Source organism: Roseixanthobacter psychrophilus (assembly GCF_043195195.1).
Taxonomy (GTDB): domain Bacteria; phylum Pseudomonadota; class Alphaproteobacteria; order Rhizobiales; family Xanthobacteraceae; genus NCEH01.
In genome coordinates this window covers 1-264 of sequence record NZ_JBAFWT010000234.1, presented here as the reverse complement: position 1 = coordinate 264, position 264 = coordinate 1, and the positions used below count along the sequence as shown (strand labels likewise).

The 264-nt window shown below is 64.0% G+C and carries 1 pseudogene; it reads left to right on the top strand.

The features are described from left to right. Positions 1–264, top strand: a pseudogene (locus tag V5F77_RS29335) (AI-2E family transporter); the annotation flags it as partial.

Genomic DNA, 264 nt, shown 5'->3' with positions numbered 1-264 from the left:
GCAGCTCCAGGGGGTGCTGCCGTCCTTCGTCTGGAGGGCCCTTGCCGCGCTCGATCTCGGCGACATGGCTCAGCTCCAGACCCGGCTGACATCGTTCCTCCTCGAATTCAGCCAGACCCTCGCCAACAGGGCGGTCATCATCGGGCAGAACACGGCCCAGTTCATCATCAGCCTCGGGGTGATGCTTTACCTGCTGTTCTTCCTGTTCCGCGATGGCGTGGCCCTTGCTGCCAGTATCCGCAAAGCCAGCCCTCTCGGCGCGCA